Below are 26,403 nucleotides of genomic sequence, written 5' to 3'. Positions count from 1 at the left end.
GCCGCGGCTTGCGCGACCATCCTTCCCCATCGACCCCATGGACAGCGGTCCGCCTCCCGGCGGTCCGGGCCATGCGTGCAGAACCACGACCGGCGCAGACCGGCGAGATAACAAGGAGAAGGTGGGGTGTTCGAACTCAGCGATTGGCAACGGCGCGCCGCGACACAGCGCTTCATCGACCAGGCCCTGATCGGCGGCCGCCAGCGTCCGGCCGCCAGCGGCGCTACCTTCGACGCCATCGATCCGGCGAGCAATCGCCTGCTGGCGCGGGTCGCGGCCTGTGATGCGGCCGACGTCGACGCGGCAGTGGCCGCCGCCCGCCGCGCCTTCGACGAAGGCCCCTGGGCGCGTCTCGCCCCGGTCGAGCGCAAGCGCGTGCTGCTGCGCCTGGCCGAGCTGATGCTGGCCCATCGCGAAGAGCTGGCGCTGCTCGACTCGCTGAACATGGGCAAGCCGGTGATGGACGCCTGGAACATCGATGTGCCCGGCGCCGCCCACGTCTTCGCCTGGTATGCGGAAAGCCTCGACAAGCTCTACGACCAGGTCGCGCCGACCGCCCAGCAGGCCCTGGCCACCATTACCCGCGTGCCGCTGGGGGTGATCGGCGCGGTGGTGCCGTGGAACTTCCCGCTCGACATGGCCGCCTGGAAGCTCGCCCCGGCCCTGGCCGCCGGCAACTCGGTGGTGCTCAAGCCGGCCGAGCAGTCGCCGTTCTCCGCCCTGCGCCTGGCCGAGCTGGCCCTGGAGGCGGGGGTGCCGGAAGGCGTGCTGAACGTGGTGCCGGGCCTCGGCGAGCAGGCCGGCAAGGCCCTCGGCCTGCACCCGGAGGTGGACGCACTGGTGTTCACCGGCTCCACCGAGGTCGGCAAGTACTTCATGCAGTATTCCGCGCAATCCAACCTCAAGCAGGTCTGGCTGGAGTGCGGCGGCAAGAGTCCGAACCTGGTGTTCGCCGATTGCCGCGATCTCGACCTGGCGGCGGAAAAGGCCGCCTTCGGCATCTTCTTCAACCAGGGCGAGGTCTGTTCGGCGAACTCGCGCTTGCTGGTGGAGCGTTCGATCCACGACGAGTTCGTCGAGCGCCTGCTGGCCAAGGCCCGCGACTGGCAGCCGGGCGATCCGCTGGACCCGGCCAGCCGCGCCGGCGCCATCGTCGACCGCCGGCAGACCGCCGGGATCCTTGCCGCCATCGAGCGGGCGCAAGGCGAGGGCGCGACCCTGCTCGGCGGTGGTCGCCAGTTGACGATCAACGGTTCGGACAACTTCATCGAACCGACCCTGTTCGGCGACGTACGCCCGGACATGCAGCTGGCCCGCGAGGAAATCTTCGGTCCGGTGCTGGCGATCAGCGCCTTCGACTCCGAGGACGAGGCCATCCGCCTGGCCAACGACAGCCGCTACGGCCTCGCCGCCTCGCTGTGGAGCGACGACCTGCACCGTGCGCACCGGGTGGCGCGGCGCTTGAATGCCGGAACGGTGTCGGTGAATACCGTGGACGCGCTGGACGTCGCGGTGCCTTTCGGCGGCGGCAAGCAGTCCGGCTTCGGTCGCGACCTGTCGCTGCATTCCTTCGACAAGTACACCCAGTTGAAGACGACCTGGTTCCAGTTGCGCTGAAGACGCGACGGACGCGACACGACTCGATGCCGATAACGACAACAAGAGGACGATCGAATGAACGACACGCCGAACGTGCGTGAGCCGGCCCTGCGCCGCGTGCTCGGGCTGGGACCGCTGCTGGCGGTGGCCATCGGCCTGGTGGTTTCCCAGGGCGTGATGGTACTGATGCTGCAAGGCGCCGGGACGGCCGGCCTGGGCTTCATCGTGCCGCTGGGAGTGGCCTACCTGCTGGCGCTGAGCTACGCCTTTTCCTTTTCCGAGCTGGCCCTGATGATTCCCCGCGCCGGTAGCCTTAGCAGCTACACCGAGGTGGCCATCGGGCATTTCCCGGCGATCCTGGCGACCTTTTCCGGCTACGTGGTGGTGGCGATGTTCGCCCTCTCGGCGGAACTGCTGCTGCTCGACCTGATCATCGGCAAGGTCTACCCCGGCGCGCTGCCGCCGATGCTGGTGGCCTACGGCGTGCTCGGCCTGTTCACCCTGCTCAACCTGCTCGGCATCGACATCTTCGCGCGCCTGCAGAGCGCCCTGGCGCTGCTGATGATGATCGTCCTGCTGGTGCTCGGCCTGGGTGCGGTGAGCAGCGACCACGCTTCCGCGCAGACCGCCCTGGCGAGCGGCTGGAACCCGCTCGGGGTAAGCGCCCTGGCGCTCACCGCGATGGCCGTGTGGGGCTTCGTCGGCGCCGAGTTCGTCTGCCCGCTGGTGGAGGAGACGCGGCGTCCGGAGCGCAACATCCCGCGTTCGATGATCCTCGGCCTGAGCATCATCTTCCTGACCATCGCCCTCTACTGCTTCGGTGCGCTGCTGTGCATCCCGCAGGCGGAACTGGCCGGCGACCCGCTGCCACACTTCCTCTTCGCCAACCGCGTGTTCGGCGAGTACGGCCAGCTGTTCCTGGTGATCGCCGCGATCACCGCCACCTGCAGCACCCTCAACTCGTCGCTGGCGGCGATCCCGCGGATGCTCTACGGGATGGCGCAGAACGGTCAGGCCTTCCCGCAATTCAAGCAGCTCAGCCGGCGGGCGCGCACGCCCTGGGTGGCGGTGCTGTTCGTCGCCGCGATCACCGGCCTGCCGATCCTGATCCTCGGCCAGGACCCGGACTCGATCAACCTGCTGCTGCTCGCTGCCGCGCTGGCCTGGCTGCTGGCCTACATCATCGCCCACGTCGACGTGCTGGCCCTGCGCCGTCGCTATCCGCACATCGCCCGTCCGTTCCGCACGCCGTTCTACCCGCTGCCGCAACTGTTCGGCATCGCCGGGATGATCTACGCGGTGGTCCACGTCTCGCCGACCCCGGAAATGACCGGACGGATCTTCGCCAGCGCCGGCGTGGTGCTGGGCGTGGTCTCGCTGGTGGCGGTGGTGTGGATCAAGGGCGTGATGCGCAAGCCCCTCTTCGTACCCGAACCGCTCGAGACGGCCGGTGAGACTGCCCAGGGCAAGTCCGTCGCCCTCGATCCCCTGCAATCCCCTTCGGCCTGACGCGCCAAGGGAACAAGGAGAACACAGACGATGACCGCTCAGCTCAACCCGCAGCGCGACACCCGCGACTACCAGCAACTGGACGCCGCGCACCACATCCACGCCTTCCTCGACCAGAAGGCGCTGAACCGCGAAGGCCCGCGGGTGATGGTCCGCGGCGAGGGCCTGCAGCTCTGGGACAACGACGGCAAGCGCTACCTGGACGGCATGTCCGGCCTCTGGTGCACCAACCTCGGCTACGGCCGCCAGGACCTCGCCGCCGCCGCCAGCCGCCAGCTGGAACAACTGCCGTACTACAACATGTTCTTCCACACCACCCACCCGGCGGTGGTGGAGCTTTCCGAGATGCTCTTCAGCCTGCTGCCGGACCACTACAGCCACGCGATCTACACCAACTCCGGCTCCGAGGCCAACGAGGTGCTGATCCGTACCGTGCGGCGCTACTGGCAGATCCTCGGCAAGCCGCAGAAGAAGATCATGATCGGCCGCTGGAACGGCTACCACGGCTCGACCCTGGGCAGCACCGCGCTCGGCGGGATGAAGTTCATGCACGAGATGGGCGGCATGCTGCCGGACTTCGCCCACATCGACGAACCCTACTGGTACGCCAACGGCGGCGAGCTGAGCCCGGCCGAGTTCGGTCGCCGCGCGGCGCTGCAACTGGAGGAGAAGATCCTCGAACTGGGCGCGGAGAACGTCGCCGCCTTCGTCGCCGAGCCCTTCCAGGGCGCCGGCGGCATGATCTTCCCGCCGCAAAGCTATTGGCCGGAGATCCAGCGCATCTGCCGGCAGTACGACGTGCTGCTGTGCGCCGACGAAGTGATCGGCGGCTTCGGCCGCACCGGCGAATGGTTCGCCCACGAACACTTCGGCTTCCAGCCGGACACCCTGTCCATCGCCAAGGGCCTGACGTCCGGCTACATCCCCATGGGCGGCCTGGTACTCGGCAAGCGCATCGCCGAGGTGCTGGTGGAGCAGGGTGGGGTGTTCGCCCACGGCCTGACCTATTCCGGCCACCCGGTGGCGGCGGCGGTGGCCATCGCCAACCTCAAGGCGCTGCGCGACGAGGGCGTGGTCACGCGGGTCAGGGAGGAGACCGGACCCTACCTGCAACGCTGCCTGCGCGAGGTCTTCGGCGACCATCCGCTGGTCGGCGAGGTCCAGGGCGCCGGCTTCGTCGCCGCGCTGCAGTTCGCCGAGGACAAGGCGACCCGCAAGCGCTTCGCCAACGAGAACGATCTGGCCTGGCGCTGCCGCACCATCGGCTTCGAGGAGGGCGTGATCATCCGCTCCACCCTCGGCCGCATGATCATGGCCCCGGCGCTGGTGGCCGGGCGTGCCGAGATCGACGAACTGATCGACAAGACCCGTATCGCGGTGGATCGCACCGCGCGCGAGATCGGCGTGCTCTGACGCGCCCCGGCGGCCCGGCCTCGGCCGGGTCGCCTGCGACACGGAGCGTCCCCCCATAACGACGACGCGGCGCCTGGCGACCGCGCGCGGAACCGTTTCGGCCTCTGGCCGGCAACTGCCTCAGCAACATCACAACAATGCCAATCGGCTGTGGGAGTGTTCCATGTACAAGTCCTTGCACCAGTACGCACACGTGTTTTCCCGGTTGTCCCTGTTCGGCCTGGCGTTCGCCGCGGCGGCCCAGGCGCAGAGCCAGAGCCTGACGGTGATCTCCTTCGGCGGCGCGACCAAGACCGCCCAGGAGCAGGCCTATTTCAAACCCTTCGAGCGAAGCGGCGGCGGGCAGGTGGTCGCCGGCGAATACAACGGCGAAATGGCCAAGGTGAAGGCCATGGTCGACGTCGGCAAGGTCAGCTGGGACGTGGTCGAGGTGGAGAGCCCCGAACTGCTCCGCGGCTGCGACGAGGGGCTGTTCGAACGCCTCGACCCGGCGCGTTTCGGCGACCCCGCGCAGTTCGTCCCCGGCACTTTCAGCGAGTGCGGGGTGGCCACCTACGTCTGGTCGATGGTGATGGCCTACGACTCGACGAAGCTGGCCAGGGCGCCGCAGTCCTGGGCGGATTTCTGGAACGTCCGCGAGTTCCCCGGCAAGCGCGGCCTGCGCAAGGGCGCCAAGTACACCCTGGAAGTGGCGCTGCTGGCCGACGGGGTGAAGGCGGAGGACCTCTACAAGGTACTCGCCACCCCGGAGGGGGTCAGCCGCGCCTTCGCCAAGCTCGACCAGCTCAAGCCGAACATCCAGTGGTGGGAGGCCGGCGCCCAGCCGCCGCAATGGCTGGCGGCCGGCGACGTGGTGATGAGCGCGGCCTACAACGGGCGCATCGCCGCTGCGCAGAAGGAGGGGGTGAAACTGGCCATCGTCTGGCCCGGCAGTCTCTACGATCCGGAGTACTGGGCGGTAGTGAAGGGCACGCCGAACAAGGCGCTGGCGGAGAAATTCATCGCCTTCGTCAGCCAGCCGCAGACGCAGAAGGTGTTCTCCGAGCAGATCCCCTACGGGCCGGTACACAAGGGCACCCTGGCGTTGCTGCCGAAGACGGTGCAGGAGGCGCTGCCGACCGCGCCGGCCAACCTCGAAGGCGCGCGGGCGGTGGATGCCGAGTTCTGGGTGGACCACGGCGAGGAGCTGGAACAGCGTTTCAATGCCTGGGCGGCGCGCTGAGCGCGCTGCGCGTCGGCAAAAAAAACGACGGGCCCCAAGTCGTCCGGGCCCGTCGGGTCAAAGCGCTGACGGGGTGATCAGCGCAGCTCTTCCAACAACCCCTGCAGATACCGACAGCCCTCGGTATCCAGCGCCTGCACCGGAAGGCGCGGCGCCCCCACCTCCAGGCCGGAGAGGCCCAGGCCGGCCTTGATGGTGGTCGGCAGGCCCCGGCGGAGGATGAAGTCGAGCAGCGGCAACTGTCGGTAGAACAGCGTGCGGGCCTTCTCCAGGTCGCCGTCGAGCACCGCCTGGTAGAGCTGGCCGTTGAGCGTCGGGATCAGGTTCGGCGCGGCGCTGCACCAGCCTTTCGCGCCGGCCACGAAGGCCTCCAGCGCCAGCGGGTTGCAGCCGTTGTAGAAGGGCACCCGGCCTTCGCCGAGCAGGCGCAGCTTGTGCATGCGCTGGATGTCGCCGGTGCTCTCCTTGACCATGGTCACGTTGTCCACTTCGCGGACGATGCGCAGGATCAGTTCCACCGACATGTCGATGCCGCTGGTGCCCGGGTTGTTGTAGAGCATCACCGGCACGCCGATGGCTTCGCCCACCGCGCGGTAGTGCTGGAACACTTCCGCCTCGTTGAGCTTCCAGTAGGAGATCGGCAGGACCATCACCGCCTCGGCGCCGAGGGATTCGGCGAACTGCGCGCGGCGCACGGTCTTGGCGGTGGTCAGGTCGGAGACGCTGACGATGGTCGGCACGCGATGGGCGACGGTCTTCAGGGTGAAGTCGACCACCTCGTCCCATTCCGGGTCGCTCAGGTAGGCGCCTTCGCCGGTGCTGCCGAGCGGGGCGATGGCGTGCACGCCGCCGTCGATCAGGCGCTCGATGGAGCGGCCGAGGGCCGGCAGGTCGAGACCGCCGTCGGCGGCGAAGGGGGTGATGGTGTAGCCGATGATGCCGTGGATGGATGCGGACATTGGATGTACCCGTGACATTGAGTGGGAAATGCCAGGACGGACCTGGTGGGAAAGGTCGTTCAGCTCAGGCAGTCGCTGTTGCGCGGCAGGCAGCGCCGGGCGTAGTAGTTGAATGCGGCGCCGTGGCGCTTCGGGGTGGAGATCCAGTCGTGGGCCTCGCGCGCCAGGGCCGGCGGGATCGGCTTGATCTCCCCGGCGGCCATCGCCAGCAACTGCATCTTCGCCGCGCGCTCGAGCAGCACCGCGATCACGCAGGCCTCCTCGATGCTCGCACCGGTGGCCAGCAGGCCGTGGTGGGAGAGCAGGATGGCGCGCTTGTCGCCGAGGGCGGCGGAGATGATCTCGCCTTCCTCGTTGCCTACCGGCACGCCCGGCCAGTCCTTGAGGAAGGCGCAGTCGTCGTATAGCGGGCAAAGGTCCATGTGCGAGACCTGCAGCGGTACTTCCAGGGTCGACAGCGCGGCGATGTGCAGCGGGTGGGTATGGATGATGCAATTGACGTCCGGGCGGGCGCGGTAGACCCAGCTGTGGAAGCGATTGGCCGGATTCGCCATGCCGTGCCCGTGGAGGACGTTGAGGTCTTCGTCGACCAGCAGCAGGTTGCCGGCGCTGATCTCGTCGAAGCCCAGGCCCAGTTGCTGGGTGTAGTAGGTCCCCGCCTCCGGGCCGCGCGAGGTGATCTGCCCGGCGAGCCCGGAGTCGTGGCCGGCCTCGAAGAGAATCCGGCAGGTCAGGGCCAGCTTTTGCCGGTCAGTCCACGTATTATCGCCGAGGCTGCTTTTCATCTGCTTCAGCGCGTGCTGGATCAGTTGATCCTTGGGTAATTCCAGTGTCGTAGCCATGCGAGGTTCCTTTGACGGAGCGAGTCGGGGGAAACGCCAGGCAGTTGCGCGCCACGCAACGACCCGGCTGTAAATGACACGGATCAAGTTATATGACACAAAGTGTCATTAGCAAGAGAAAAGTTTCATCGCCATCGGGAGAAGGCTGTCCTCAATGTCCATGCGCTTGAAATTGCTGAGAAAAAAACTCGGGGTCACGCTGGAGACCCTGGCCGACAAGACCGGCCTGACCAAGAGCTACCTGTCCAAGGTCGAGCGCGGGCTGAACACGCCGTCCATTGCCGCCGCGCTGAAGCTGGCGAAGGCGTTGAACGTGCAGGTGGAGGAGCTGTTCTCCGAGGAAAGCGACGGTGTCGACGGCTACAGCATCGTTCGTCGCGACCAGCGCAAGTCGCTGTCCAGCGGCGACGACGGCCCGGCCTACGCCTCCCTCGCGCAGCAGATCGGCGCCCGTGCGTTGTTGCCGTTCATCGTCCACCCGCCGCGCGATTTCAGTCACTCGACGTTCAAGGAGCACCTCGGTGAAGAGTTCATCTTCGTCCATGAGGGTCAGGTCGAGGTCGACTTCATGAACCAGCGGATCATCCTCGAGCGCGGCGACGCCCTGCATTTCAACGCACAGAAGCCGCACCGCATCCGCTCCCTGGGGGAGACCCAGGCGGAATTGCTGGTGGTGATCCACAGCGACGAATGAGGCGACGGCTTCGGTCGATCGGATGCTTGCTAACGTTCTGTTCGATTATCGAACTGTTAATCGATTATCGGATTGTGAGCCCTCGGACCCCGGCGTAAGGTTCTCGTCACGTGCCGTCCAGGCAGCGCACAACAAGACGAGACCCGACCGATGGCTGAAATCCTCTCCCTGCGCGAAGCGGTGCGACGCTTCGTCCACGATGGCGACAGCGTCGCCCTCGAAGGCTTCACTCACCTGATCCCGACGGCCGCCGGCCACGAGCTGATCCGCCAGGGCAGGAAAGACCTGACGCTGATCCGCATGACTCCCGACCTGGTCTACGACCTGCTGATCGGTGCAGGCTGCGCGAAGAAGCTGGTGTTCTCCTGGGGCGGCAACCCCGGTGTCGGTTCGCTGCACCGCCTGCGCGACGCGGTGGAGAAGGGCTGGCCGCAACCGCTGGAGATCGAGGAACACAGCCACGCCGACCTCGCCAACGCCTATGTCGCCGGCGCCTCCGGGCTGCCCTTCGCGGTGCTGCGCGCCTACGCCGGCTCCGACCTGCCGAAGGTCAACCCGCTGATCCGCAGCGTCACCTGCCCGTTCACCGGCGAAGTGCTGGCGGCGGTGCCCTCGGTGCGCCCGGACGTCAGCGTGATCCACGCGCAGAAGGCCGACCGCAAGGGCAACGTGCTGCTCTGGGGCATCCTCGGCGTGCAGAAGGAAGCGGCCCTGGCGGCGAAGCGCTGCATCGTCACCGTCGAGGAGATCGTCGACGAACTGGACGCCCCGATGAACGCCTGCGTCCTGCCGAGCTGGGCGCTCAGCGCCGTGTGCCTGGTGCCCGGCGGCGCGCATCCGTCCTATGCCCACGGCTACTACGAGCGCGACAACCGCTTCTACCAGGACTGGGACCCGATCGCCCGCGACCGCGAAAGCTTTACCGCGTGGATCGACGAATACATCCGGGGGACCGAGGATTTCGGCGCCTTCCAGGCCAAGCTCGCGGAGGGCAAGCGATGAGCAGCTACAGCACCAACGAGATGATGACCGTGGCCGCCGCCCGCCGCCTGCACAACGGCGCGGTGTGCTTCGTCGGCATCGGCCTGCCGTCGAAGGCCGCCAACCTGGCGCGCCTGACTTCCTCGCCGGACGTCGTGCTGATCTACGAGTCCGGGCCGATCGGCGCCAAGCCCAGCGTCCTGCCACTGTCCATCGGCGACGGCGAGTTGGCCGAGACCGCCGATACCGTGGTCCCCACCGGCGAGATCTTCCGCTACTGGCTGCAGGGCGGACGGATCGACGTCGGCTTCCTCGGCGCGGCCCAGGTCGATCGCTTCGGCAACATCAACACCACCGTGATCGGCGACTACCGCCAGCCCAAGGTGCGCCTGCCGGGAGCCGGCGGCGCGCCGGAAATCGCCGGCAGCGCCAAGGAAGTGCTGATCATCCTCAAGCAGTCGCACCGCACCTTCGTCGACAAGCTGGCCTTCGTCACCTCGGTCGGCCATGGCGAGGGTGGCGACTCGCGCCAGCGCCTGGGCCTGCCGGGCAAGGGGCCGGTGGCGATCATCACCGACCTGTGCATCATGGAGCCGGAAGCCGGCAGCAACGAGTTCGTGGTCACTTCGCTGCATCCGGGCGTGACCCGCGAGCAGGTGGTCGAGGCCACCGGCTGGGCGATCCGCTTCGCCGAGCGGGTCGCCGAGACGCCCGCGCCGAGCGAGGTCGAACTCGCCGCGCTGCGCGACCTCGAGGCGCGCACCGCGGCCGCCCATGGACAGAAGGGGAGCGACGAATGAGCCGCGAGGTATTCATCTGCGATGCCGTGCGCACGCCGATCGGCCGTTTCGGCGGCAGTCTTTCCGCGGTGCGCGCCGACGACCTCGCGGCGGTGCCGCTGAAGGCCCTGGTCGAGCGCAACCCGGGGGTCGACTGGTCGGCGCTGGACGAGGTGTTTCTCGGCTGCGCCAACCAGGCCGGCGAGGACAACCGTAACGTGGCGCGCATGGCGCTGCTGCTGGCCGGTTTGCCGGAGAGCGTGCCCGGCGTCACCCTCAACCGCCTCTGCGCCTCGGGGATGGACGCCATCGGCACGGCGTTCCGCGCCATCGCCTGCGGCGAGATGGAGCTGGCCATCGCCGGCGGCGTCGAATCGATGTCGCGCGCGCCGTACGTGATGGGCAAGGCCGATAGCGCCTTCGGGCGCGGCCAGAAGATCGAGGACACCACCATCGGCTGGCGCTTCGTCAACCCGCTGATGAAGGAGCAGTACGGCATCGACCCGATGCCGCAGACCGCCGACAACGTCGCCGACGACTATCGCGTGTCGCGTGCCGACCAGGATGCCTTCGCCCTGCGCAGCCAGCAGCGCGCCGGCAGGGCGCAGGCGGCCGGTTTCTTCGCCGAGGAAATCGTCCCGGTGACGATTCGCGGACGCAAGGGCGACACCCTGGTCGAGTACGACGAGCATCCGCGTCCTGACACCACCCTGGAGGCGCTGGCCCGGCTCAAGCCGGTCAACGGGCCGGAGAAGACCGTCACCGCCGGCAACGCGTCCGGGGTCAACGACGGCGCCGCCGCGCTGGTCCTGGCCTCCGCCGAGGCAGTGGAGAAGCACGGCCTGACTCCGCGCGCGCGGGTGCTGGGCATGGCCAGCGCCGGCGTCGCCCCACGGATCATGGGCATCGGCCCGGTGCCGGCGGTGCGCAAGCTGCTGCGGCGCCTGGACCTGGCGATCGACGCCTTCGACGTGATCGAACTCAACGAAGCCTTCGCCAGCCAGGGCCTGGCCTGCCTGCGCGAACTGGGCGTGGCCGACGACAGCGAGAAGGTCAACCCGAACGGCGGTGCCATCGCCCTCGGCCACCCGCTGGGGATGAGCGGTGCGCGGCTGGTCCTCACCGCGCTCCATCAACTTGAGAAGAGCGGCGGCCGGCGCGGCCTGGCGACCATGTGCGTGGGTGTCGGCCAAGGCCTGGCGCTGGCCATCGAGCGGGTCTGACTGGCACAACCGGGTCGCCCGCCCGGTATCAAGAGCGCGCGTCGCGCGGCGCTGCCCATGGTTCGGCGGCGGCGCGGCGCGTGTGCAGCGGAACAGGACGCTCCGTCGCACGGTCAGGATGAAACGGACCCTGTCGAGAGAACAACAGCATGACTGCCCCTGTTCACCAGTACAGCAACGAAGAACGCCGCAAGCGCATCTTCGCCATCGTCGGCGCCTCCTCCGGCAACCTCGTGGAATGGTTCGACTTCTACGTCTACGCCTTCTGCGCGATCTACTTCGCACCGGCCTTCTTCCCCTCCGACAACCCCACGGTGCAGTTGCTGAACACCGCCGGGGTCTTCGCCGCCGGCTTCCTCATGCGCCCCATCGGCGGCTGGATGTTCGGCCGCATCGCCGACAAGCACGGGCGCAAGACCGCCATGCTGATCTCGGTGGTGATGATGTGCGCCGGCTCCCTGGCGATCGCCTGCATGCCCACCTACGCCAGCATCGGCACCCTGGCGCCGGCGCTGCTGTTGCTGGCGCGGATGTTCCAGGGCCTGTCGGTGGGCGGCGAGTACGGCACCAGCGCGACCTACATGAGCGAGGTGGCGCTCAAGGGCCAGCGCGGCTTCTTCGCCTCGTTCCAGTACGTCACCCTGATCGGCGGACAGTTGCTGGCGGTGCTGGTGGTGGTGATCCTGCAGCAGTTGCTGAGCGAAGACGAACTGCGTGCCTGGGGCTGGCGGATTCCCTTCGTGATCGGCGCGATCACCGCGGTGATCGCCCTCTGGCTGCGGCGCTCGCTGAACGAGACCGCTTCGAAGTCGACCCTGAAGCGCAAGGAATCCGGCACCTTCGCCGAGCTGTTCAAGCACAAGCGGGCCTTCTTCACCGTGCTCGGTTTCACCGCCGGCGGCTCGCTGATCTTCTACACCTTCACCACCTACATGCAGAAGTACCTGGTCAACACCGCCGGGATGAGCGCCAAGACCGCCAGCGCGGTGATGACCTTCGCCCTGTTCGCGTACATGCTGATGCAACCGCTGTTCGGCATGCTTTCCGATCGCATCGGGCGTAAGACCTCGATGCTCTGGTTCGGCACCCTGGGCACACTCTGCACCTTGCCGATCCTGCTCGCGCTGAAGACCGTGAGCAGTCCCTACATGGCCTTCTTCCTGATCATCCTGGCGCTGGCCATCGTCAGCCTGTACACCTCCATCAGCGGCCTGATCAAGGCCGAGATGTTCCCGCCGGAGGTGCGCGCCCTCGGCGTCGGAGTGTCCTACGCGGTGGGCAACGCGATCTTCGGCGGCTCGGCCGAGTACGTCGCCCTGGGGCTGAAGTCGGTAGGGATGGAGAACGTCTTCTACTGGTATGTTTCAGCCATGTGCCTGCTGGCGCTGCTGGTCTGCGTGAGCCTGCCGGACCTGCGCAAGGTCAGCTACCTGAACGACGAGCCCTGACGGGCCGGGAAAAGGAAAACCGATGAGCGACGTACCCGCCAACCAGTTGTTCGATGCCTATTTCACGGCGGCGCCGATGCGCGCGGTGTTCTCCGACCGCGGCCGCCTGCAAGGCATGCTCGACTTCGAGGCCGCCCTGGCTCGCGCCGAGGCGCGCACCGGGGTGGTTCCCGCGACGGCGGTGGCGCCGATCGAGGCGGCCTGCCGCGCCGAACTGTACGACCCGCTGGCGCTGGCCGAGGCGGTCGCCACTGCCGGCAACTCGGCGATCCCGCTGGTCAAGGCGCTGGGCCGCCAGGTGGCGGCCGGCGACGCCGAGGCCGAGCGCTACGTGCATCTCGGCGCCACCAGCCAGGACGCCATGGACAGCGGCCTGGTGCTGCAACTGCGCCGTGCGCTGGCCTTGCTCGAGCAGGATCTGCAACGTCTTGCCGAGGTCCTGGCGGACCAGGCCGAACGGCATGCCGACACGCCGCTGGCCGGGCGCACCTGGTTGCAGCACGCCACCCCGGTGACCCTGGGCATGAAGTTCGCCGGCCTGCTCGGTGCCTTGACCCGGCACCGCCAGCGCCTGCGCGAGTTGCGCCCGCGCCTGCTGGTGCTGCAATTCGGCGGCGCCTCGGGGACGCTCGCCGCGCTCGGCGAACAGGCCCTGCCGGTGGCCGCGGCGCTGGCCGAGGAGCTGGGCCTGGCTTTGCCCGAACAACCCTGGCACACCCAGCGTGACCGCCTGGTGGAGTTCGCCAGCGTGCTCGGCCTGGTGGCCGGTAGCCTCGGCAAGTTCGGTCGCGATGTCAGCCTGCTGATGCAGACCGAGGCCGGCGAGGTCTTCGAGCCGGCCGGCGCCGGGCGCGGCGGTTCCTCGACCATGCCGCACAAGCGCAACCCGGTGAGCAGCGCGGTGCTGATCGCCGCCGCCACCCGTGCGCCGGGGCTGGTCTCGACCCTGTTCGCGGCGATGCCGCAGGAACACGAGCGCAGCCTCGGTCTCTGGCACGCCGAGTGGGAAACCCTGCCGGAACTCTGTTGCCTGGTTTCCGGCGCGCTGCAACAGGCGATCGGCCTGCTCGAAGGCCTGGAGGTGGACGCCCAGCGGATGCGCCGCAACCTTGGCCTGACCCACGGCCTGGTGCTCGCCGAGGCGGTGAGCATCGCCCTGGCCCGTCGTATCGGCCGCGAAGCCGCGCACCACCTGGTGGAACAGTGCTGCCGCCGCGCCGTCGAGCAGCGCCGCGAGTTGCGCGCGGTGCTCGGCGAAGAGGCGCGGGTGAGCGCCGAGTTGTCCGGCGACGAACTGGACCGCCTGCTCGATCCCGCCCATTACCTCGGCCAGGCCCGCGCCTGGGTCGAGCGCGCGCTCGCCGAACACCATGCCCTGGGCTTCGAACCCCATCCCGCCTGACTGGAGATCCCTTCGTGCCAACCGTACGCCTCGCCGACGGCGACCTGAACTACTCCCTGGAAGGACCGGCCGGCGCGCCGGTCCTGCTGTTGTCAAACTCGCTGGGCACCGACCTGGGCATGTGGGACACGCAGATCCCCGCACTCACCGCCCACTTCCGCGTGCTGCGCTACGACACCCGCGGCCACGGCGCCTCGCTGGTCACCCCCGGACCGTACGCCATCGGCCAGCTCGGCGCCGACGTGCTTGCCCTGCTCGATGCCCTCGACCTGCCGCGCGTGCATTTCTGCGGGCTGTCCATGGGCGGCCTGATCGGTCAGTGGCTGGGCATCCACGCCGGCGAGCGGCTCGGCCGGCTGGTGCTGTGCAACACTGCGGCGAAGATCGCCAGCGACGAGGTCTGGAACACCCGCATCGATACCGTCCTGAAAGGCGGCGAGCAGGCCATGCGCGACCTGCGCGACGCCTCGGTGGCGCGCTGGTTCACCGCGGGCTTCGCCGAGCGCGAGCCGGCGCAGGTCGAGCGCATCGTCGCGATGCTCGCGGCCACCTCGCCGCAGGGCTACGCGGCCAACTGCGCTGCGGTACGCGACGCTGATTTCCGTGAGCAGCTCGGGCTGGTCCAGGCGCCGACGCTGATCGTCGCCGGCAGCCACGATGCCGTGACCACTCCGGACAACGCCCGCTTCATGCAGGCGCGCATCGCCGACGCGCAGTTGGTCGAGTTCACCGCCGCGCACCTGTCCAACGTCGAAGCGGGCGATGCCTTCAGCCGCCGCCTGGTCGATTTCCTGCTGTCCGCCTGAGGAACCGCCGATGGACGAGAAACAACGCTACGAAGCCGGCATGCAAGTGCGCCGCGCGGTGCTCGGCGACGCCCACGTCGAGCGCAGCCTGGCCAACCTGACGCCGTTCAACGAAGAGTTCCAGGAGATGATCACCCGCCACGCCTGGGGCGACATCTGGACCCGTCCGGGGCTGCCGCGACACACCCGCAGCCTGGTCACCATCGCCATGCTGATCGGCATGAACCGCAACGAGGAACTCAAGCTGCATCTGCGCGCGGCGAAGAACAACGGGGTGAGCCGCGACGAGATCAAGGAAGTGATCATGCAGAGCGCCATCTACTGCGGCATTCCCGCGGCCAACGCGACCTTCCACCTGGCCGAATCGGTGTGGGACGAGCTTGGCGTGGAGTCGCAGCAGGCGTCCCGGTAGGCCGCCGGGCGGGGCTATCGGTAGGGCGAATGGCGTCGCAGGCGTTATCCGCCGAGGCGGCGCTTCCCCTTGCCATTCGCCGGCGTTTCCCGGAAGGTCGACAGCTCCGTCATCCCTTCGGTCCGCCATGAGCCGCAAGCTGCATATCCACGCGCCCGCGATCCACTACTTCGACATGGTGCGCCGCTGCCATTCGATCCGCGAAGCCGCGCGACGCCTGAACGTCGCCTCGTCGGCGGTGAACCGGCAGATCCTCAAGCTGGAGGACGAGATCGGCGCGCCGCTGTTCGACCGCCTGCCCGGGGGCCTGCGCCTGACCGGAGCCGGGGAGATCTTCGCGCGCCACGTCACCGTGGTCCTGCAGGACATGGAGCGCGTGCGTTCCGAACTGGACGCGCTGCAAGGCCTGCGCACCGGCCATGTGGAGATCGCCACCATCGAGGCGGTGACCAGCGACCTGCTGCCCTGCGTGCTCAAGGCGATGCGCGAACGCTACCCGGACATCACCGTCGGCGTCACCCTGCTCGGTTCCCAGGCGATACCCGAGGCGGTGAGCAGCGGCGCGGTCGACCTCGGCCTGGCCTTCGCCCTGCCGCGCAGCGCCGACCTGCAACAGGTCAGCGTCGGCCATTTCCGCCTCGGTGCCATCGTCTCCCCGCAGCACCCGTTGGCGCGACACCAGGCCATCGCCTTCGCCGATTGCGTCGAACATGGCCTGATCATGGCCAAGAGCGAGCTGTCCATCCATCACCTGCTGGCGCCGCTCCAGCGCCGTTTGCGCGAACCGCGCCGGGCGGTGCTGGAGAGCAGCTCCCTGGAGCTGTCGCGACAACTGGCGCGGCGCGGGCTCGGCGTCGCCTTCCAGACCCGCCTGGGGATCGAGGCCGACATCGCCCAGGGCGAGCTGCGCTTCCTGCCGCTGAAAGACAATGGCGGCATCCACAGCGACCTCGGCCTCTACGTGCGCACCGGCCGCTACCTGCCGGTGGCGGTGGACGCCCTGGCCCGGCAGATCGCCGAGGAAGTGCGCCTGCGCGAGCGCGAGGAAGCGCGCCTGAACGAGGCCTGAGCGGCGCTCGCGCCGATGCCAGACGGCTTGCCCGAGCTTGCTCGTTCACTGATGCCGTTTCGGCATCGGTATGTTCGATATTCTGTTCTTTGGTCAGCGCGGCGAAGTGCCGATACTGCCCCGCGACCCCGGCGCGAAACCGGGGGCTGAGTCGCCACAAGAACAACAAGCAACCAGCAGGACACACAGCATGAAGAAGATGATGCAGGGCGCCGCCGCCCTGATCGCGCTCGTCGGCGCCGGGGAGAGCATGGCGCTGGAATGGATGAGCAACAGCGTCGGTTTCCGCTACGGCCAGCAATTCACCAACCCGAACAACCCGGACAAGTTCGCCAAGCGCATCTACAGCTTCACCCACGCCGACGGCTATCGCTACGGCAGCAATTTCTTCAATCTCGATGTGTTCCTTTCCGACAGCCGCGACCCGCGCAAGGGCACCGACCACGGTGGCAGCGAGGTCTATGCGGTCTACCGCCACCAGCTCTACGCCTCGCGGGTGTTCGACCGGCCGCTGGGCACCGGCCTGGTCAAGGACTACGCCTTCACCCTGGGCTTCGACGCCAGCCGCAACAACAACCTGGCTTCGGCCAAGAAGCGCGCCCTGGTGTTCGGCCCGACCCTCAAGTTCAACGGTCCCGGCGTGCTCGACCTGAGCCTGCTCTACTACCGCGAGAAGAACCACTTCGGCGTGCCCGGCGCGCGCCATCCCGACCACACCTTCGACACCACCTACATGCTCAACCTGACCTGGATGCGGCCGTTCAAGGTCGGCAACCGTGCGGCGAAGTTCCAGGGCTTCGTCAACTACGTGGGAGAGAAGGGCGAGGACTACAACGACAAGGACACCGCGGCGGAAACCCTGGTCCGCACCGCCCTGATGGTCGCCGCCCTGCCAGGCGACAAGCGCCAGCCGAACCTGTGGCTCGGCGTCGGCTACGAGTATTGGCACAACAAGTTCGGCGTCGACGGCGGCACCGGCAGCCGAACCTCGACGCCGACGTTGAACATGGAATTCACCTTCTGAGGCGATGCGCCGCCGCCCTACGCGATGCCGCCAACCCTGGGGTGGGGCGGATAACGCCACCGGCGTTATCCGCCGATACACCGAAGCCCGGCGGCGGATAACCGCGAGCGGTTATGCGCCCTACGCGATGCCCACCCCTGGGGTAGGGCGAATAACGCCACCGGCGTTATCCGCCGATACACCGAAGCCCGGCGGCGGATAACCGCAAGCGGTTATGCGCCCTACGCGATGTCGCAGCCCTGGGGTGGGGCGAATAACGCCACCGGCGTTATCCGCCGATACACCGAAACCGGACGGCGGATAACCGCAAGCGGTTATGCGCCCTACGCGATGCCGACCCCTGGGGTGGGGCGGATAACGCCACCGGCGTTATCCGCCGATACACCGAAGCCCGGCGGCGGATAACCGCGAGCGGTTATGCGTCCTACGCGATGGGGCAGTTTCACCCCGCATCCGCGTGACTGACCAACCCCTTCAGCAGCACCGCGGCGGTGGCCAGTGCAGCCGGCAGCACCAGGGCGGTCAGCACCTGTTCGAAGTTCCAGCCAAGGCCCAGCAGGGTGGCCCCGATCCAGGCGCCGAGGATGGCGCCGAAGCGGCCGATACCGAGCATCCAGGAGACCCCCGTGGCCCGCCCCTGGGTCGGATAGAAGCGCGCCGCCAGCGACGGCATCGCCGACTGCGCGCCGTTGATGCACATGCCGGCCAGCAGCACCAGGGTCGCCAGCAGGGTGACCTGGCCGAGGCTCTGGCCGACGCACCAGGCGAACACCCCCGCCAGCAGGTAGAACAGGCCGATCACCTTGTGCGGGTTGAAGCGATCCATCGCCCAGCCCACCGCTACGGCGCTGAGCACCCCGCCGAACTGGAACAGCGCGCCGATGAACGCCGCCTGCTCCAGGCTCGCCCCGCTATCGCGCATCAGGGTCGGCAGCCAGCTGGTGAGCAGGTAGACGATCACCAGGCCCATGAAGTAGGTCAGCCAGAGCAGCAGGGTGCCGGCGCTGTAGGTACCGGAAAAGATCACCGCGAACACGTTGCGGGCCTGCACCGTCTGCTGCTCGGGGACGTGGAAACTCCGTGCCAGCGCCACCTGCGCCGGGGCGATGGGGGCCAGCACCTGGCGTACCCGCTCGCTGCCGCGGTTGCGGACCACCAGGTAGCGCGCCGATTCCGGCAGGCGGAACAGCAGGACTACCGCCAGGACCAGCGGTAGCAGGCCGCCGAGCAGCAGCAGGCTGTGCCAGCCGAACAGCGGGATCAGCTTCGCCGAGACGAATCCGCCGCAGGCCATGCCCAGGTTGAAGCCACAGAACATGCTGGTCACCAGCAGCGACTTGAGGCGCTCGGGGGTGTATTCGGAAAGCAGGGTGGTGGCGTTGGGCATCGCCGCGCCGAGGCCGAGGCCGGTGAGGAAGCGCAGCGCCAGCAGTTGCTCGACGTTGGTGCTGTAGGCCGAGGCCAGGCTGAACAGGCCGAAGAGGAAGACCGCCGCGACCAATACCAGCTTGCGTCCGTAGCGGTCGGCCAGCGGTCCGGAACCGAGGGCGCCGAAGACCATGCCGATCAGCGCGGCGCTCATTACCGGACCGAGGCTGGCGCGGTCGATGCCCCAGTCCTGGGTCAGCGCCGGCGCGATGAAGCCCATCGCGGCGGTGTCGAGGCCATCGAGGAAGACGATCAGGAAGCACAGCAGGACGATCCGCCATTGGTACGGCGAAAGCGGCTGGGCATTGATGAAGGCTTGCACGTCGAGTCGTTCGACGGCGGGCAGGCTGGGGCTGTTCATGGGACGGGTTCCGCGGCGAGAGTGAGGGCGTGGGACGAGGGTCGGACGCGTGGCTCAGGTGCAGGCGGCGGAAGGCAAGGTGTGCTGCGGCATGTCGGGATTCCCCTGTTGTTTTTGTAGCGGAGGCGCTCGGCCTGCCGGGGTGCAGACACATTACGGAGGGCCATGGGGAGTGGCAATCCGATAATCGTTTATCGGTTCGCTGATCGAACGGAACCCTGTGAAATCTCGACCTTCGCCAGGCTGTGAAAATCCGGAACCAGATTCTAGAATCCTGCCTTCCCTCGACTCAGGAACGTCCTTCCATGGCCGGTAGCCTCATCGAACGCGCCCTCGGCTTGCTCGAACTCCTCGCCAGCGATGCCCGCGGCCTGCCCCTGCAACAACTGGCGGACCGCCTGGATATCCCCAAGAGCGCCGCGCACCGCATGCTCGCCGAGCTGATCCGGCTCGGCTACGTGCGCCAGGACGACGACACCAGCCGCTACCGCCTCAGCACCCGCCTGGCCGCGCTGGGCTTCCGCTTCCTCGCGTCCAGCGGGGTGGTCGACCTGGTCCAGCCGGTGCTCGACGGGCTCGCCCGGGAGACCGGCGAACTGGTGCGCCTGGGGGTGATCGAAGGCGATCGCCAGACCTGGATCGCCAAGTCCCAGGGCGCCACCTCCGGGCTACGCTACGACCCCGACATGGGGCGCGAGGCGCCGCTGTTCTACACCGCGTCCGGGCACGCCTGGCTGGCCAGCCTGAGCGACAAGGCGGCGCTGGCGCTGGTGGAGCGCCAGGGCGTAGGGGCGGCGCGGGACTTCGGTCCCAACGCGCCGCGCTCCAGGAGCGAGCTGCTGCGTTACCTGAAGCGCGCCCGCGAGCACGGCTATGCCTGGCAGATCGAATGCTCGGCGCCGGGCATGGCGGCAATGGCCGCACTGGTGCGCCACCCCGAGGACGGACGGGCTCTCGGCGTGCTCAGCGTGGCCGGGCCGAGCGCACGCTTCGGCGAGGCGCGCATGCACGAACTGGCGCCCCTGCTCCTGGCCGCGGCGCAGGACCTGTCCCACGCCAGCCAGGCGTCCGAGCTGTTCCGCTGAGCCATCCGGCCCGGCCCCAGTCCTTTCCCGACATCGGCGTTCGAATAGCGAACGCTTTCTTGCCTGCCACGGAGCCCGCATGCAGCGGGCCTTTCCGCACTTCCATGGAGGTCCTGGCGGCGCTGCCGTCTCGAAGCGCTCTTGCGCGGGGCCAACTCCTCGTTCAAATAATCTCCTTCGTTAAATCTGGAACGACGTTCTGGAATCCTGAGACGAACAAGAAAACAACGATTGGGGACCGCCTTGGACGCACCGCTTCGCATCGCCCTCATCGGCGCCGGCAACATGGGCCGCCAGCATTACCATCGCTTGCAGCGAATCGCCGGCGCGCGCCTGTGTGCGGTGGCCGATCCCCAGGGCCAGGCGTTCGCCGCGGACGCCGGCGTGCCCTGGTTCGGCGATCATCGGAGGTTGCTGGAAGAAGCCCGGCCGCAAGCGGCGATCGTCGCCAATCCGAACAACCTGCATGTCGCCACCGCCCTCGACTGCCTCGCCGCCGGGGTGTCGCTGCTGCTGGAAAAACCGGTCGGCGTGCAGCTCGACGAAGTGAGCGAGCTGGTGGCCGTCGCCCGGCGATCTGGCGTTCCGCTGCTGGTCGGTCACCATCGTCGGCACAATCCGCTGGTCGTGCGGGCGCGCCAATTGATCGCCGAGGGCGCGCTCGGTCGGTTGCTGTCGGTCACCGCGCTCTGGCAGTTGAAGAAGCCCGACAGTTATTTCGAGGTGGCCTGGCGTCGCGAGCCCGGCGCGGGAATGTTGCTGACCAACCTGATCCATGACCTCGACCTGCTCCGCCACCTGTGCGGGGAAGTGCGGGAGGTGCAGGCGCTGGCCGGCAACGCTATCCGTGGCCTGCCCAACGAAGACAACGTCGCGCTGCTCCTGCGCTTCGCCAATGGCGCCCTGGGCAGCCTGACCGGTTGCGACGCTGCGGCGGCGCCCTGGAGCTGGGAGCTGGCAGCCGGGGAGAACCCGGTCTATCCGCGCCAGGCCGAGCAACCCTGCTACCTGCTGGCCGGCACCGAGGGTGCCCTGAGCCTTCCCCAGCTCCGCCGCTGGCGCTACGCCGAGGCCCGGCAGGGCTGGCACGACCCGCTGGCGGCCAGCGAGGAGGCCGTGGCGACAGGCGATCCCCTGCAACGCCAGCTAGAGCACTTCGTCCGGGTCGCGCGGGGCGAGGAAGCGCCATTGATGGATGCCACCGACGCCGCTCGCACCCTGGCGCTGGTCGAGGCGGTTCGCGAGGCCGCGCGCAGTGGCCGGGCCTGCGCGCCGGCCAGTTTCTGAACCGCTGACGATGAGGTAGTGCATGGAATCGAGGATTCTTTCCCTGGCGGCGCTCACCGTGCTCGAGCTGTCGCCCCCGGACATGGTCGAGGCTGCCGCCCGCGCCGGCTACAGTCATGTCGGCCTGCGCCTGGTGCCGGCCACCGTGGAAGAGCACCACTATCCGCTGCTGGCCGATGCCGGCCTGCGCCGGCGGACCCTGGCGCGGCTGCGCGACAGCGGAGTGCGCACGCTGGACGTGGAGATCCTGCGCCTGCGTCCGGACACCCGCGTCGGCGAGTTCGCCGCGGTGCTGGAGGTCGGCGCCGAGTTCGGCGCGCGCTATGTGCTGGTGGCCGGCAACGATGACGACGAACGGCGCAGCGCGGACAATTTCGCCGCGTTGTGCGACCTGGCGCGGCCGCTCGGCCTCGACCCGCACCTGGAGTTCATGCCCTGGACCGGGATCCGCGACCTGCGGCAGGCCGCGCGGGTGGTCGAGGCGGCGGCGCGGGATAACGCCGGCCTGTTGCTGGACGCCTTCCATTTCGACCGCTCGGCCAGCAGCCTGGAAGACCTGCGGGCGATCCCGCCTGCGCGCCTGGGCTACGCGCAACTCTGCGATGTCGTCGGGCCGCGTCCGACGTCGATGGACGAAATCCTTCGCCAGGCCCGCGAGGAACGGCGCTTCCCTGGCGATGGCGGGCTCGATCTGCTGGCGCTGCTGCGCGCCTTGCCGGAGAACCTGCCGCTGAGCCTGGAGGTGCCCGCGCTGGATCTGCTCGCGCGCGGCGTGGATGGCGCGGAGCGGGCGCGGCTGGCGATCGAGCGGACCCGGGCGCTGCTCGCCCGCCTGTAGCGCCACCGCGCAGGCAGGTTGCCCGTTTGCATAATGGAACGGGGTTCTATAGTTTCCAAACGTTGAAGCCGATCGTTTCTTTCCTCGATGGCGGGTACCGTCAGAATAAATAGCCTGCTATCGATTTGCCCTGGTGCCCGGACCCTCCGATGAACGCATCCACCTCCCCGCTGCCCGCCAGCGACCAGACCCTGCGCGGCATCCTGCTGATCTGTGCCGCGGTGTTCCTGTTCGCCAGCCACGACGGGTTGTCCAAGTTCCTTTCCGGTTTCTACCCGATCGTCATGGTGGTCTGGGCCCGCTACCTGGTGCACACCCTGTTGATGGTCGCCGTGTTCGTGCCGCGCAACGGCCTCGCGGTGATCCGCAGCCGCCGTCCGCTCATGCAGTTGGCGCGGGCGCTGTGCCTGATCGGCACCAGCCTGTTCTTCACCACCGGCCTGCGCTACCTGCCCTTGGCCGAGGCGACCGCGGTGAACTTCCTGGCACCGCTGCTGGTGACCGCGTTATCCGTGCCGCTGCTGAAGGAGAAGGTCAGCCTCGGCCAATGGCTGGCGGTGCTCACCGGCTTCATCGGCGTGCTCTTCATCGTGCGTCCCGGTGGCGCGCTGTTCACCCCGGCGGCGTTGTTCCCGCTCGGCTCGGCGCTGTGCTTCGGGCTCTACCAACTGCTCACGCGGATGCTCGCCAACAGCGACAGCCCGACCACCAGCAACTTCCTCGCCGGCATCTTCAATACGCTCATCATGAGCCTGCTGGTGCCGTTCTTCTGGCAGACCCCAAGTCTTCTCCACGGCCTGATGATGATCGCCCTGGGCGGTTGCGGCATGGGCGGCCACCTGCTGCTGACCCAGGCCTTCCGCCATGCGCCGCCGGCGACCCTGGCGCCGTTCAGCTATGGCCAGATCATCTTCGCCGGCCTGCTCGGCCTGCTGGTGTTCGGCCACGTGCCGGACGCCTGGGCGCTGCTCGGCATCCTCGTCATCTGCGCCAGCGGCCTGGTGGTCGCCTGGCGCCGTGGCCGCTGAACGCAACGGGGTCGGCGCGTAGGCTTCACAACAGGCTCAGCGGATAGCTGACGATCAGCCGGTTCTCGTCGAAGCGGGTATTGCTGCCCCAGTCGCGGCGCTGGCTGGAGTTGCGCCAGCGGACGTTGAGACGCTTGAAGGCGCCGCTCTGCAGCGTGTAGCCCAGCTCGCTCTCGCGTCCCCATTCGCTGCCGTCGTCGGTGACTCCGGCCAGGCGCACATGGTCGCCATGCAGGTAGCGGGTCATGAAGGTCAGGCCGGGTAGGCCGAGGCCAACGAAGTCGAAGTCGTAGCGCAGTTGCCAGGAGCGCTCGCCGGGATTGTCGTAGCTGGCGTTGTAGCTGTCGTTGGCCAGGGTTCCGCCGCTGGTGCCGTTGACCCGCATCCAGCCATCGTCGCCACTGACCTTCTGCAGGCCGAGATAGAGGGTATGCAGCCCGTAGCGCGCGGAGAACAGCGCGGAAACGGTGCGGTTATCGAGCTTGCCGGCGCGCGCGCTGCCAGCGTCGCGGCCACGGAAGCCGCCGAGGTTGGCGCCCAGCAGCCAGTCGCCGAGCGGCTGGCTGTGTTGCAGTTGCAGGTACTGTTGGCGGTAGATGTCCTTCAGCTCGGCGTTCCACAGGCCGAGCAGGCTGCGTTCGCCATTGAAGCGATATTCGCCGCCGGCGAAATCGAAGCGGTCGGAAGTGGCGGCTGGCCGGCCGAACAGCGACATGTCCTGCATGCTTGCGTCGTTGCGCGGGCTGTTGCCGCGGAACTGGCCGGCGTAGAGGGTCAGGCCGGCGATCTGGTTGGCGCTGAGCTGGCCGCCGCGGAAGGTCTGCGGCAGCGAGCGGCCATCGTCGGAGCGGAGGATCGGCAGCACCGGCATCCATTCGCCGATCTTCAGTTCGCTGTTCGACACGCGCAGCTTGCCGGCCACCGCCAGGCGTCCGAAGTCGTCGGCCGGGCGGCCGTCGTCGTGGGTTGGCAGCAGTTGGGTGCCGGCCGTTCCCTTGCCGCCATCCAGCTTCAGGCTGTAGAGACCGAGGACATCGAGGCCGAAGCCGACGCTGCCCTGGGTGAAGCCGGAGCGGGCGTCGAGGATGAAGCTCTGCGTCCACTCCTCGGCCTTGCCCTGGCTGGCATCGCCGACGAAGTTGCGGTGCAGGTGGAAATTGCGCGCGGTGAGGCTGGCCTTGGCATCTTCGAGGAAACCTTGCCCGGCATGGACGTGCCCGGCATGGACTGGCAGGCCGGCGCCCAGGCAGAGGGAAGCGCAGAGCGCGCGGACGTGGCTCGGGTGCGACATGGGAGTGTCCCTTCGTTCTTGTTCTCTAGGCAGGGAGGCGCCCGGCGAGCGCCGGGCGCTTGGACTCAGGCTTCGATCCGGCGCGGGGCCATGAAGTACAGCCAGGTCAGGGCGATGAAGTACATCGCCGGGATCATGGTGAAGAGCACCGCGTAGTTGTTGTTCGTCGCGGTCAGTACGCCGCCGACGATCTGGGTCATGAACATCCCGCCCAGCGCTGCGCACATGCCGCCGAAGCCGAACACCGTGCTCATCAGGTGCTTGGGCGTGTAGTCCATCACCAGGCTCCAGATGTTCGCCGTCCACGCCTGGTGCGCGCCGACCGCCAGGGCGATGGCCAGCACGGCGATCCACAGGCCGCTGGCGTTGGCGGCGAACACCACGCCGACGATGGTGCAGGCGAACAGCAGCATCGACAGCAGGCGCGCGCGGATCGCCGGCATGCCGCGGCCGATCAGCCAGGACGAAAGGATGCCGCCGCCGACGCTGCCGAAGTCGGCGGTCAACCAGATCAGGATTAGCGGGATGCCCATCTGCGTCACGCTGATGCCCAGGCCGTACTGCTGGTTGAGGAACGGCGGCAGCCAGTAGAGGTAGAACCAGAACACCGGCGCGGTGATCGAGTAGGCCAGGGCGAAGGCCCAGGTGCCGCGGCGGCGGAGAATCTGCGAGAAGGGCACGCGGGTGGCGGGCGGCTCCTCCTGCTGCTGGATGTATTCCAGCTCGCTCTGCTTCACCCGCGGATGCTCCTCGGGGTTGTAGTAGTTGCGCCACCAGAACACCAGCCAGACCAGGCCCAGCGCCGACATGCAGAGGAACGCCGCCTGCCAGCCCCAGACGCCGAGGATCAGCGGCAACAGGGCCGGGGTGACCATCGCGCCGACATTGGTGCCGGCGTTGAAGATGCCGGTGGCCACCGCCCGTTCCCCGGCGGGGAACCACAGGCGGGTGGTCTTCACGCAGGCCGGGTAGTTGGCCGCCTCGGTCAGGCCGAGGATGAAGCGACAGACCATGAAGCCCGCCGCCGAGGTCGCCAGGCCGTGGGCGCCGGTGGCCAGGCTCCAGAGCAGCACGGCGAGGAAGAACGCGCGCTTGACCCCGATCTTGTCGATGAAGCGGCCCTGGAGGATGAAGCCGATGGCGTAGCCGACCTGGAACCAGAAGTTGATGTTGGCGTAGTCCATCGCCGTCCAGCTCATCTTCTCGGCCAGGATCGGCTGCATCACGCCGAGGGCGGCGCGATCGATGTAGTTCAAGGTGGTGGCGAAGAACACCAGGGCGAGCATGCCCCAGCGCGTCCGGCCGACGGCGAAGGCGTTGCGGATCCTGCCGCCGCGGGATTCCCGCGGGGCGTCGGCGGCGAGCAGTCGAGAGCTGGAAGAGTGGATCATTGACGGGGCCATCCTTTCGGCGGCCGGCGCCTGGGCGCCCGGCCTGGATTTGTCGTTCTGGGTTGCACGCAGGCGGGCCAGGGGCCGCGCCGGTGTCAGCGGGCCAGGGGCGGTCGGGCCGGGCGAGCGGCGAGCGGACGGGATGGAGGGCGGACGGAGAGGTCGGCGATGGACATGAGCGGGTACCCGATTCTTGAAATTGTTATGTCGCGTGGGTTGCGCAGGTGCCCGGGGAAGAAGCGCGGAGCGCTTCCGGCAGATCGGGACGGCCTGCACGGGTGGCTGCGATGGTGCGCGATTGGTCGAAAAAGC

Annotated in this window: 23 protein-coding genes; 18 read left to right on the top strand and 5 right to left on the bottom strand. The window is 68.2% G+C overall.

The genetic code is table 11. The features are described 5' to 3' along the window. Positions 1-126 precede the first annotated feature (126 nt). From FOC67_RS24855 to FOC67_RS24840, 4 genes are all read left to right on the top strand, one after another. Positions 127-1,617: an aldehyde dehydrogenase gene (locus tag FOC67_RS24855; protein WP_003084042.1), complete on the top strand. Its 1,491-nt coding sequence runs from the start codon at positions 127-129 to the stop codon at positions 1,615-1,617. Positions 1,618-1,674: 57 nt separating this feature from the next. Next, the gene (locus FOC67_RS24850) at positions 1,675-3,108 is read left to right on the top strand and encodes an APC family permease (protein WP_003084045.1); all 1,434 of its coding nucleotides are present in this window, start codon (positions 1,675-1,677) and stop codon (positions 3,106-3,108) included. 30 nt (positions 3,109-3,138) lie between these two features. Further along, entirely contained in the window at positions 3,139-4,521 is a 1,383-nt protein-coding gene (locus tag FOC67_RS24845; protein ID WP_009314999.1) for an aspartate aminotransferase family protein, read from the top strand. 163 nt (positions 4,522-4,684) lie between these two features. Continuing rightward, positions 4,685-5,743 carry an ABC transporter substrate-binding protein gene (locus FOC67_RS24840; protein WP_009315000.1) on the top strand — a complete coding sequence of 353 codons (1,059 nt, stop codon included), beginning with the start codon at positions 4,685-4,687 and terminating at the stop codon, positions 5,741-5,743. A 77-nt stretch (positions 5,744-5,820) separates the two neighbouring features. Here FOC67_RS24840 and FOC67_RS24835 read toward each other — a convergent pair whose 3' ends face one another. Together FOC67_RS24835 and FOC67_RS24830 are read right to left on the bottom strand one after the other, a co-directional pair. After that, on the bottom strand, positions 5,821-6,702 hold the full coding sequence (locus FOC67_RS24835) for a dihydrodipicolinate synthase family protein (RefSeq protein WP_003110235.1): 882 nt from the start codon (positions 6,700-6,702) through the stop codon (positions 5,821-5,823). Between the two features lie 59 nt (positions 6,703-6,761). Further along, positions 6,762-7,544: an aldolase gene (locus FOC67_RS24830; protein ID WP_003084054.1), complete on the bottom strand. Its 783-nt coding sequence runs from the start codon at positions 7,542-7,544 to the stop codon at positions 6,762-6,764. A 154-nt stretch (positions 7,545-7,698) separates the two neighbouring features. Here FOC67_RS24830 and FOC67_RS24825 point away from each other — a divergent pair, with 154 nt between their 5' ends. From FOC67_RS24825 to FOC67_RS24780, 10 genes are all read left to right on the top strand, one after another. Then, positions 7,699-8,238 (top strand): helix-turn-helix domain-containing protein, encoded by a 540-nt coding sequence (locus tag FOC67_RS24825; protein ID WP_003084057.1) that lies wholly within the window; start codon positions 7,699-7,701, stop codon positions 8,236-8,238. A 150-nt stretch (positions 8,239-8,388) separates the two neighbouring features. Further along, positions 8,389-9,240: a CoA transferase subunit A gene (locus FOC67_RS24820; protein WP_003084060.1), complete on the top strand. Its 852-nt coding sequence runs from the start codon at positions 8,389-8,391 to the stop codon at positions 9,238-9,240. Beyond that, a complete protein-coding gene (locus FOC67_RS24815) occupies positions 9,237-10,019 on the top strand; it encodes a CoA-transferase subunit beta (protein ID WP_003084062.1) in 783 nt (260 codons plus the stop codon). The genes FOC67_RS24820 and FOC67_RS24815 overlap by 4 nt, the downstream gene beginning before the upstream one ends. Continuing rightward, positions 10,016-11,221 carry a 3-oxoadipyl-CoA thiolase gene (gene pcaF / locus FOC67_RS24810; protein ID WP_003110233.1) on the top strand — a complete coding sequence of 402 codons (1,206 nt, stop codon included), beginning with the start codon at positions 10,016-10,018 and terminating at the stop codon, positions 11,219-11,221. The genes FOC67_RS24815 and pcaF overlap by 4 nt, the downstream gene beginning before the upstream one ends. Before the next feature lie 149 nt (positions 11,222-11,370). Beyond that, on the top strand, positions 11,371-12,669 hold the full coding sequence (locus FOC67_RS24805) for an MFS family transporter (protein WP_009315001.1): 1,299 nt from the start codon (positions 11,371-11,373) through the stop codon (positions 12,667-12,669). 22 nt (positions 12,670-12,691) lie between these two features. Continuing rightward, positions 12,692-14,071, top strand: a complete 1,380-nt coding sequence (locus FOC67_RS24800; protein ID WP_003110232.1) for a 3-carboxy-cis,cis-muconate cycloisomerase — start codon at positions 12,692-12,694, stop codon at positions 14,069-14,071. Between the two features lie 14 nt (positions 14,072-14,085). Further along, positions 14,086-14,877, top strand: coding sequence for a 3-oxoadipate enol-lactonase (pcaD, locus tag FOC67_RS24795; RefSeq protein WP_009315002.1), 792 nt, complete (start codon positions 14,086-14,088; stop codon positions 14,875-14,877). 10 nt (positions 14,878-14,887) lie between these two features. Then, positions 14,888-15,289, top strand: coding sequence for a 4-carboxymuconolactone decarboxylase (gene pcaC / locus FOC67_RS24790; RefSeq protein ID WP_003084072.1), 402 nt, complete (start codon positions 14,888-14,890; stop codon positions 15,287-15,289). A 127-nt stretch (positions 15,290-15,416) separates the two neighbouring features. Further along, entirely contained in the window at positions 15,417-16,358 is a 942-nt protein-coding gene (locus FOC67_RS24785) for a LysR family transcriptional regulator (RefSeq protein WP_003084073.1), read from the top strand. A 190-nt stretch (positions 16,359-16,548) separates the two neighbouring features. Beyond that, positions 16,549-17,382: a hypothetical protein gene (locus FOC67_RS24780; RefSeq protein WP_003137110.1), complete on the top strand. Its 834-nt coding sequence runs from the start codon at positions 16,549-16,551 to the stop codon at positions 17,380-17,382. Positions 17,383-17,824: 442 nt separating this feature from the next. Here FOC67_RS24780 and FOC67_RS24775 read toward each other — a convergent pair whose 3' ends face one another. Further along, positions 17,825-19,171, bottom strand: coding sequence for a 4-hydroxybenzoate transporter PcaK (locus tag FOC67_RS24775; protein ID WP_003101875.1), 1,347 nt, complete (start codon positions 19,169-19,171; stop codon positions 17,825-17,827). A gap of 305 nt (positions 19,172-19,476) precedes the next feature. Here FOC67_RS24775 and FOC67_RS24770 point away from each other — a divergent pair, with 305 nt between their 5' ends. The 4 genes from FOC67_RS24770 to FOC67_RS24755 all read left to right on the top strand — a co-directional run bounded on the left by FOC67_RS24770 (position 19,477) and on the right by FOC67_RS24755 (position 23,409). After that, positions 19,477-20,256 (top strand): IclR family transcriptional regulator, encoded by a 780-nt coding sequence (locus FOC67_RS24770; RefSeq protein ID WP_003101874.1) that lies wholly within the window; start codon positions 19,477-19,479, stop codon positions 20,254-20,256. 243 nt (positions 20,257-20,499) lie between these two features. Then, on the top strand, positions 20,500-21,543 hold the full coding sequence (locus tag FOC67_RS24765) for a Gfo/Idh/MocA family protein (RefSeq protein WP_009315003.1): 1,044 nt from the start codon (positions 20,500-20,502) through the stop codon (positions 21,541-21,543). Between the two features lie 22 nt (positions 21,544-21,565). Next, positions 21,566-22,381 (top strand): sugar phosphate isomerase/epimerase, encoded by an 816-nt coding sequence (locus FOC67_RS24760; RefSeq protein ID WP_003084082.1) that lies wholly within the window; start codon positions 21,566-21,568, stop codon positions 22,379-22,381. A gap of 149 nt (positions 22,382-22,530) precedes the next feature. Further along, positions 22,531-23,409 (top strand): DMT family transporter, encoded by an 879-nt coding sequence (locus FOC67_RS24755; RefSeq protein ID WP_003101866.1) that lies wholly within the window; start codon positions 22,531-22,533, stop codon positions 23,407-23,409. Between the two features lie 25 nt (positions 23,410-23,434). Here FOC67_RS24755 and FOC67_RS24750 read toward each other — a convergent pair whose 3' ends face one another. Continuing rightward, complete coding sequence (locus FOC67_RS24750; RefSeq protein ID WP_009315004.1) at positions 23,435-24,700, bottom strand: OprD family porin; 1,266 nt, start codon at positions 24,698-24,700, stop codon at positions 23,435-23,437. 65 nt (positions 24,701-24,765) lie between these two features. Then, positions 24,766-26,091, bottom strand: coding sequence for an MFS transporter (locus FOC67_RS24745; protein ID WP_009315005.1), 1,326 nt, complete (start codon positions 26,089-26,091; stop codon positions 24,766-24,768). Positions 26,092-26,403 lie beyond the last annotated feature (312 nt).

Origin of the sequence: Pseudomonas sp. FDAARGOS_761 (assembly GCF_013343155.1) — a bacterium.
Classification (GTDB): domain Bacteria; phylum Pseudomonadota; class Gammaproteobacteria; order Pseudomonadales; family Pseudomonadaceae; genus Pseudomonas; species Pseudomonas aeruginosa.
The sequence above is the reverse complement of the archived record's forward strand: the minus strand, read 5'-3'. Positions and strand labels throughout refer to the sequence as shown.